The sequence below is a fragment of the Caloramator proteoclasticus DSM 10124 genome, from assembly GCF_900129265.1.
Lineage (GTDB): Bacteria > Bacillota > Clostridia > Clostridiales > Caloramatoraceae > Thermobrachium > Thermobrachium proteoclasticum.
In genome coordinates, this window is record NZ_FQVG01000071.1 from 1 (window position 1) to 9062 (window position 9062).

The 9062-nt window shown below is 30.6% G+C and carries 7 protein-coding genes and 1 other RNA gene; 1 reads left to right on the top strand and 7 read right to left on the bottom strand.

Translation table 11 applies throughout. The annotated features are described in order from the left end of the window. From BUB63_RS12025 to nifJ, 6 genes are all read right to left on the bottom strand, one after another. The coding region (locus BUB63_RS12025; protein ID WP_073250053.1) for a response regulator at positions 1-449 on the bottom strand (449 nt) is incomplete at its 3' end. Between the two features lie 2 nt (positions 450-451). Next, the gene (locus BUB63_RS12030; protein ID WP_073250056.1) at positions 452-934 is read right to left on the bottom strand and encodes a chemotaxis protein CheD; all 483 of its coding nucleotides are present in this window, start codon (positions 932-934) and stop codon (positions 452-454) included. Positions 935-948: 14 nt separating this feature from the next. Next, positions 949-1395, bottom strand: a complete 447-nt coding sequence (locus tag BUB63_RS12035) for a chemotaxis protein CheW (RefSeq protein WP_035165612.1) — start codon at positions 1393-1395, stop codon at positions 949-951. An 11-nt stretch (positions 1396-1406) separates the two neighbouring features. Beyond that, positions 1407-3173 carry a flagellar assembly protein A gene (locus BUB63_RS12040; RefSeq protein ID WP_073250059.1) on the bottom strand — a complete coding sequence of 589 codons (1767 nt, stop codon included), beginning with the start codon at positions 3171-3173 and terminating at the stop codon, positions 1407-1409. A 108-nt stretch (positions 3174-3281) separates the two neighbouring features. Continuing rightward, the gene (locus BUB63_RS12045) at positions 3282-3590 is read right to left on the bottom strand and encodes an ArsR/SmtB family transcription factor (RefSeq protein WP_051350533.1); all 309 of its coding nucleotides are present in this window, start codon (positions 3588-3590) and stop codon (positions 3282-3284) included. An 86-nt stretch (positions 3591-3676) separates the two neighbouring features. After that, positions 3677-7204: a pyruvate:ferredoxin (flavodoxin) oxidoreductase gene (gene nifJ / locus BUB63_RS12050; RefSeq protein WP_073250065.1), complete on the bottom strand. Its 3528-nt coding sequence runs from the start codon at positions 7202-7204 to the stop codon at positions 3677-3679. 222 nt (positions 7205-7426) lie between these two features. On the opposite strand from nifJ, the gene yidA reads away from it, so the two are divergent. Then, the gene (yidA, locus tag BUB63_RS12055) at positions 7427-8242 is read left to right on the top strand and encodes a sugar-phosphatase (protein WP_073250068.1); all 816 of its coding nucleotides are present in this window, start codon (positions 7427-7429) and stop codon (positions 8240-8242) included. Positions 8243-8277: 35 nt separating this feature from the next. Here yidA and rnpB read toward each other — a convergent pair. Next, positions 8278-8652: RNase P RNA component class A (gene rnpB / locus BUB63_RS12060), an RNA gene on the bottom strand. Between the last annotated feature and the right edge of the window lie 410 nt (positions 8653-9062).

Genomic DNA, 9062 nt, shown 5'->3' on the forward strand with positions numbered 1-9062 from the left:
TTTAAATTACTATTTATTTTTGTATTGATTTTTTTAGTTTTATTTTTATATGCATATGCGTATCTTATTTTTTCAGCAATGTCATCCTTTATTTTATCAATATCAAGAGATATACTACCTGATGGCTTTTGTATAAAATCAAAAGCACCTAATTGTAAAGCTTCAATTGTAATGTTAGAGCCTTCACTTGTAAGACTACTTAACATTATTACTTGTGCATTGGTATATTTTTTAAGTTCAATTAAAGCTTCTAAACCATTTTTTTTAGGCATTTCTACATCAAGTGTTATTACATCAGGATTTAATTGTTTTGCTTTTTCTATAGCCTCAAATCCGTCTCTTGCTGTTGAAACTACCTGCATATCTCTTTGCGAATTTATTATGTCTGATATCATCTTTCGCATAAAAGCTGAGTCATCGACAACTAATACTTTTATTTTTTCAAACATAGCTACAACTCCTTTATACCCTCGCCAGTAATCTTTAGAATTACTGTTGCTGTAGTAGGATCAACAATCATTGTTCTTCCTTTGTTGCCACCAATATCTTCTGCTATTATGGGTATATTCAGTTCTTTTAATACAGATTTGACAGCTTCTGCATTTCGTTTTCCAATATCCATCATTGGGCTTTTATCTGCAAAGCTAAACATACTTGCTCCACCAGCAATTTTAGCCTTTAAATTATTTTTATTTGCTCCAGATGTAATCAGCTTTTGTACTAATAGAGGAATAGCTGTATCAGCATACTTCATTGGATTGTTTATATTTGAAAATGCTTTGCTGTCCGGGAGCATTATATGTGATAATCCAGCAATTTTGTTAAAACTATCTATTAAAGCAATACCAATACAAGAACCTAACCCTAAAGTAATAAGTTTATCAGGTGTCTTTGCTATGTTAAGATCTCCTATGCCTACCTTTATTTCTTGCATTTATATCTCTCCATTTAAAATGATGTAATAGTATTTAATTCTTCCTTTGACAATAGCTTATCTGTATCAATCATCATTATAATTCTGTCTTGCTTTTTTATAATTCCTTTTATATATTTATTAGAATAACCGCTTATTATTTCAGGAGTTGATTCAGATTCATTTTCATATATATCAATTACTTCTTGGACATCATCCACAAGTAGACCAATGGATTTTGAATTATTTCTTACAACTATTATTTTAGAATTTACATTATCATTTGATTCACGTTTAAATTTTATATTTAAATCTATAAGAGGTAAAATAGAATCTTGATACTTAATAATACCTTTTATAAAAACAGGTGCTTCTGGAACTTGAGTTGGGCTAACATAACCAAGTATCCTTTCTACTTGCTGAATATCAACAGCAAAGTCTTCACCATTCAACTTAAAAACAACAACTTTTTCAGTGGACATAAATATCACTCCTAAAGCTTAAATTTTTCTACAATTAATTCTCCTTTTTTAACGTAAGCCTTTAATTTTTTAACAGGCTCATCAATTTTATACTTGATTTCATCAAAAATTAGAATAGTATTTTGATAGGCAATTTCTGCTTCAATCACACCATCTTTCGTTGTTTTTAATGTAGTCGTTACACCAAGTGTTGAGCCTACCTCCCCTGCTTTAATATATTTTTTCGCTTCAACCTTACCGCCTCTTAAAACACTATCATTTTGTTTAAATATAATGGAGCTTTCAGCATTTATATTTGTATTATAGCAACCAGTACCTAATATTTCTACATTATTTGTAGAAATAATATTAGAATTTTGACAGTACATTAGATAAATATCTGCTGGGGAAGTATCAATTGTAATATTTTGTATTAAAGATTCAATAATTTTTAAAGTATTATTAATTAAGTTTATATCTCCATTAACCTCCATTGAATTTATATAATTATGTATTACCTGTAGTTGTTTTTTTGTGTTTACGTCTAATTTTGGCAGGTTAATCAAATTATTATAATTATTATTGACTTTTTCTTTTTCATTTTTAAATTTGGAAAAAATAATTATTTTTAATATTTTTGATAATTTATCTTGCGTAAATTGTTCATTATTTTTACTTTGTAAAATATCAAATATAGCTCTATTTAATTTTGATAAGTAATCCTTAATATCTATTAAATAGTTGTAAATGGTAATATATAGTATCGCTTGAGCACCTACAGTTAAATTCGAACCGATAACGTTTCCAGAAATATTAATATCTGAATTAGAATAAATTTCAGCTTGAACAACATTTCCTTTTATGATAATTTCTTTACCACCGATTATCTTTATTCCTTCTAATACATTTCCTTCAATATATATAGAACCATTGTATTCTATATTACCAATTTGTTTATCTACATCACCTTTAATTTTATAGGTAGGGAATACACAAATACTATCGTTTTTTATTCTTGGCATTCCTGAAACTTGTGCAATTGCACGTTTAAAATTATCTAATACTTCACACCCAGGCCCTTTTTTTAGCTTTTTTACTTCTCTTTTTCTTGGATTGATTGGTCTTCCAAAAACGTCAAAGCCAATTACTCCATCTTGTCCAGAATGAACTATTGCTAATACTTTACCTGCTTCAACAAATTCAACTTCTTTTATACTATTATAAAAATCGACTTTTTTTTCATTTTCTAAATAGTCATTTTCAATATTAGTACCGAAAAAATATTCTATTTTATCATCAATTGGCTCAACTGGGCTTTTACCCTGTGCAATTACACCATATCCACTGTCTATAATGCTTTTAACATTTTCCCATTTTACACCGTAAACAATTTTATTTTCTTTTAAATACTCATTAATTAACATTGTTATTTCGGTATCTAAAAGAAATTCATCTGTAAATTCAAAATCCAAATTTAAAATAGTAGATTTAGGTGTATTTTTCAAACGCCAATTTTTTAACTTATTTTTATCTAATTTTAAAATTGCTTCAAGTCCATTGTTATTTATTTCAATATTAAAAAATTTTTTATATATGACTTTATCTATATCAATATCAATTATATCGTCTGGTTTTATCTCACTTATTCCTTCAACTATTTTACCATTTATTTTAATAAATAAATTTTTACTAAAATTGATTTTAATAAAATCATTACCAAGATAATAATATAACTTGTTGTCTAAAATTTCTGCTTTACTTTCCCCATCAACACTTATAATGTTTTTTTCTATTATCATAACATCACCCCTAATTAAATATTAACGATATTTACAAAAAATATCAACTATAATTAAAAATAAAATTTAATATAATTAAAATAGCTGGCATAATACCAGCTATTTTAATTATTCTATACAATTACAATCATACATTTTATAGGGGCATTCGATTGGTTTCTCCAGTAATTTTGTAATTTCATTTTGTAGATAATCAAAGGTATCTCTATTTATTGAATAAAATATCCATTTACCTTTTCTTTGAGTGTTTAATATTCCTGCATCACTTAAAATTTTTAAATGGTGTGATACAGCAGGTTGACTTAAATTTAAATTATCACAGATATCACAGACACACATATCACAACAAGCTAACATTTTAATTATTTTAATTCTGTTTTCATCAGAAAGTGCCTTTAGTATATCAACTAATTTCAAATTTATCACCTTACCTCTTATTTAAGTTGTGTTAAGTATATTATATTATAAGTTAAAAGGCACTGCAATGCAGTGCCTTAATCAAATTACTGTTCTGCTAATTTTTTATAAACTTCGTATCTTTCCTTCAAATCATCTTCAGCCTTTTTATACATTAGTTCAGCAAGTTCAGGTTGAACTTTAGATAGTGCTGCATATCTTACTTCACCCATTAAGAAATCTTTAATTGGCATTGTTGGTTCCTTTGAATCTAATACAAATGGATTTTTACCTTCTTCCTTAAGCATTGGATTATATCTATAAAGATGCCAATATCCTGCATTTACTGCACGTTTTGCTTCTTCTTGAGTATTTCCCATACCTATCTTTATTCCTTGATTTATACATGGTGAATATGCAATTATAACCGCTGGTCCATCGTAATTTTCAGCTTCAACTAAAGCCTTTAGATATTGGTTTTTATCTGCTCCCATTGCAACCTGAGCTACATATACATAACCATAGCTCATTGCCATCATACCAAGGTCCTTCTTTTTAGTCTTCTTACCAGATGCAGCAAATTGTGCAATAGCTGCTGCTGGAGTTGCTTTTGATGATTGACCTCCTGTATTTGAGTAAACTTCTGTATCTAAAACTAAAATCTTTACATCTTCACCTGAAGCAATTACATGGTCTAATCCACCAAATCCTATATCATACGCCCATCCATCTCCACCTATAATCCATGTTGATTTTCTTGATAGATAATCCTTATGCATTAAAACATCTTCAACAACTTGCTTAACATTTTCATTTGTAGCATTATATGATTTTAGCTTTTCAACCATTGCTTCAGCTACAGCTCTTGATTGTTTTTTATCATTATTATTGTTTATATAGTTTATAACGGCTTCCTTAACTGCAGCATCATCTATCATTTCAACTATACTTTGTAATTTACTTACCATTCTTTCTCTTATTTGTTTTGCTCCTAAATGAATTCCTAATCCATATTCTGCATTGTCTTCAAATAGTGAATTTGCCCAGGCTGGTCCAAAACCCTTTTCATTTTTACAATATGGTGTAGAAGGTGCACTACCACCATATATTGAAGAACAACCTGTTGCATTTGCTATAATCATTCTATCTCCATATAGTTGAGTTAAAACTTTAATGTATGGTGTTTCACCACAACCTGCACATGCTCCATGGAATTCAAATAATGGTTGTTCAAATTGACTTCCCTTTATTGTTTCCTTATTCATTGGATTAGGTTTCATTGGTAAACTAAATGCATAATCATAGTTCTTTTGTTCATGCATTTGAGTTTCGATTAGTTCCATTTCAAGTGCCTTAGTCTTTGCTGGACATACTTGAACACAGTTTCCACATCCTGTACAATCAAGCACACTTATTTGTAACGCAAAATTATATCCTTCAAAATTCTTTCCTCCGCCTGCCTTTAGATACTTAAATCCTTCAGGTGCATTTTTAACTTCTTCATCTGTTAATAGGAATGGTCTTATTACCGCATGTGGACATACAAAAGAACATTGATTACATTGAATACAATTTTCTGGTATCCACTTAGGTACCTTAACTGCTATTCCTCTCTTTTCATATCTTGTTGTACCAGCTGGGAATGTACCATCTTCAATACCTACAAATGCACTTACTGGTAATTCATCACCCTTTAATTTATTCATTGGTTCTAATATTTTCTTAATAAATTCCGGTTTATTGTCATCTATATCATTATTTACTTCAGCATTTCTCCAGTCTGATGGAATATCTACTTTAACCAATGATTCTATTGCTTTATCAATTGCAGTATGATTCATCTTAACAACTTCTTCGCCCTTTAATCCATAATTTTCTACTACTGCATCCTTTAAGTACTTAACTGCATCTTCAAAAGGAATTATATTGGCTAGTTTAAAGAATGCTGTTTGCATTATCATATTTATTCTTCCACCTAGGCCTATCTTACTTGCAAGGTCAAAGGCATTAATTATATAAAAATTAATATTCTTTTCTGCCAAGGTCTTTTTCATTTCTGCAGGAAGTTTTTCAGATAATTCTTCCTTAGACCACATACAATTTAGTAAGAAGATTCCACCATCTTTAATTCCTTCTAAAACATCATATTTATATACATAAGATGGATGATGGCATGCAATAAAATCAGCCTTTTTAATCAAATAAGGAAGTTTAATAGGTTTTTTACCAAATCTTAAATGTGATACTGTTACACCACCAGATTTTTTAGAATCATAGGAAAAGTACGCTTGAGCATATAGGTCTGTTTTATCACCTATAATCTTTATAGAACTCTTGTTTGCACCAACAGTTCCATCCGAACCAAATCCAAAAAACTTACATGAAACTGTTCCTTCAGGAGTAACATCAACTTCATCTGCAATAGGTAAAGATGTATATGTAACATCATCTACAATTCCTATTGTAAATTTATTTTTAGGCTCATTAAGCTTTAAGTTGTCAAAAACTGCAATTATTTGACCTGGCGTAGTATCTTTTGAACCTAATCCATATCTTCCACCAACTATAACTGGTCTATCCTTCATATCATAATATGCTGCTCTAACATCTTCATATAATGGTTCTCCTAATGAACCTGGTTCCTTTGTTCTGTCTAAAACAGCTATGTACTTAACTGACTTAGGCATTTCATTTATAAAATGTTTAATTGAGAAAGGTCTAAACAATCTAACTTTTAATAAACCAACCTTTTCTCCCTTTGAATTCAAATAATCTACTACTGTTTCAATTGTTTCACAAACTGAACCCATTGCGACTATAACTCTTTCAGCATCAGGTGCACCATAATAATTGAAAGGTTTATAGTTTCTTCCTGTTAGTTTATTGATTTCATTCATATATGATTCAACTATATCTGGAACTGCATCATAAAATCTGTTTGCAGCTTCTCTTCCTTGAAAATATATATCTGGATTTTGGGCTGTTCCTCTTGTTACTGGGCTTTCTGGTTTTAATGCTCTATTTCTAAACTCTTGTAGTGCTTTATAATCTACAAGTTTAGCCAATTCATCATACTCAAGTATTTCTATCTTTTGCATTTCGTGTGATGTTCTAAATCCATCAAAGAAATGTAAGAAAGGCACCCTTGATTTTATCGCTGATAGATGAGCTACTGCTCCTAAATCCATTGCTTCTTGAACACTTGCAGAAGCTAGTAGTGCAAATCCTGTTTGTCTTGCTGCCATAACATCTTGATGGTCGCCAAATATTGATAGAGCATGTGCTGCTATTGCTCTTGCACTTACATGAAATACTCCTGGTAATAATTCACCAGCAATCTTATACATATTAGGAATCATAAGTAATAATCCTTGAGATGCAGTAAATGTTGTAGTTAATGCACCACTTTGAAGTGAACCATGTACCGCACCTGCAGCACCTGCTTCAGATTGCATTTCTATAACCTTTACTTCTTGACCAAATATATTTTTTCTTCCTGCTGCACTCCATTCGTCTACTTTTTCTGCCATATTAGAAGATGGAGTTATAGGATAAATAGCAGCTACTTCTGTAAATGCATAGGCTACATGTGCTGCAGCGGTATTACCATCCATTGTTTTCATTTTTCTTGCCATTGTTACCCCTTCTTTCCTAATTTATTATATTTCTATTATATATTGATAAATAATAATTATCAATAGAAATTAAATATATTTTTAAACAATACTCCTTTAATATTATTCCCAACAAAATTTTAATATACACTATACACCTAATGTTAACAAATTATTAATATTATGATACTCTATAGCTGTTATAATATTATCGTGATCAAATAATTTGTGGAGGGAATTGAAATGTATAAATTAATAGCTTTAGATATGGATGGTACTCTATTGAATGAAAATAAAGAAATTTCAAAATCAAATTTAGAAGCAATACAATTTGCAAGAAGAAAGGGAATTAAGGTTGTTTTAGCTACTGGGAGACCAACCAAGGGCATAGAAAAATATTTAAAGGAACTTAACCTTATAGATGAAAATGAATATGCTGTATCTTATAATGGAGCTGTTGTACAAGAAGTGAAATCAGGAAAAATTATAGCAAAAAATGTTATGTCATTAGATGATTTAAAACAATTATATAATTTAAGTAAAGAATTAAATGTAAACATACATGCTTTAACTCCAAATAGCTGCATAACACCTAAAATAAATCAGTATAGTGAACTTGAAGCTACAATGAACAATATACCATTGGAAATTGTTGATTTTGATGCTATAGATAAAAATACAACTATCGTAAAAATAATGTTTGTCGATCCCGAGGAAAAGTTAAATAAAGTTATTGAATTGCTTCCAAAGGAATTATATGACAAATATACAATAGTTAGAAGTGCACCATTCTTTTTAGAATTTCTAAATAAGAAGGTCAATAAGGGATTTGGCGTAAGATTACTTGCAGAGAAACTTGGAATTAAACCAAGTGAAGTAATCTGCATAGGAGATGCTGAAAATGACATACATATGATAGAATTTGCGGGTTTAGGAGTTGCTATGGGAAATGCATTTCCAGAAGTAAAGAAAAAAGCTGATTATGTAACAAAGACTAACGAAGAAGATGGAGTTGCCCACGTAATAAAAAAGTTTGTGTTAAAGGAAGAAACAGCATAAAAAGCACTGCCTATGGCAGTGCTTTAATACTACTAAAATTGAGTAAGCCTGTAAGCCGAGTTCTGTCGAGAATGGTCATCTATCTAGACCTACTGTTGCCAGTAGGTTCAAGCGACACTACCCGAGGGCGTGCCGGGCCAGCACATACGCCCTTCTACTTGGTCTTGCTCCAGGTGGGGTTTACAGAGCCACACTGTCGCCAGTGTGCTGGTGAGCTCTTACCTCACCTTTCCACCCTTACCACGCAACAAAAGTTGCACTCATCAATCCAAAGATTGATTATGGCGGTATATCTCTGTTGCACTTTCCTTAGGGTCGCCCCCACTGGGTATTACCCAGCACCCTGCCCTATGGAGCTCGGACTTTCCTCTCCCGTAAAAAATTACGGCAGCGACCATTCAGCTTACTCAACATTATTTCGTTGTTACATTTTTAGATTATATCACTTATAATCGACTTTGTAAACAAGAATAATTTACCTACAGAGATTTCGCATCTAATTTCCAGTAAAGCTTTTTTCTTTATAGGAAATTAGATTTTTTCTATTTTATTGAAATTTTGGAAGGGAAAAAGGCCGTAGGCCATGTATATAGATACACCTTCCCCCTCCCCATCATAATGAAAAGCTGTATTTCCAATTTTATTATCGACTATGCGGTGTTAAAAATTGGATTAATCCAATTCATAATTATCAACATTTCATCTTTCAAATCTTCTATTATATTTATCTGCAAAAGCCTTTTTTCTCTGAATCCTCGAATGTTTCTAAAAAAGTATAATTGGGTTAAGTTAAAGGCTATTATCATGAATCCAACTATAG

Bases quoted from the DNA above. Each gene is read 5' to 3' on its own strand.
- BUB63_RS12030 (WP_073250056.1), bottom strand. From the start codon at position 934: ATGCAAGAAATAAAGGTAGGCATAGGAGATCTTAACATAGCAAAGACA.
- BUB63_RS12035 (WP_035165612.1), bottom strand. From the start codon at position 1,395: ATGTCCACTGAAAAAGTTGTTGTTTTTAAGTTGAATGGTGAAGACTTT.
- BUB63_RS12040 (WP_073250059.1), bottom strand. From the start codon at position 3,173: ATGATAATAGAAAAAAACATTATAAGTGTTGATGGGGAAAGTAAAGCA.
- nifJ (WP_073250065.1), bottom strand. From the start codon at position 7,204: ATGGCAAGAAAAATGAAAACAATGGATGGTAATACCGCTGCAGCACAT.
- yidA (WP_073250068.1), top strand. From the start codon at position 7,427: ATGTATAAATTAATAGCTTTAGATATGGATGGTACTCTATTGAATGAA.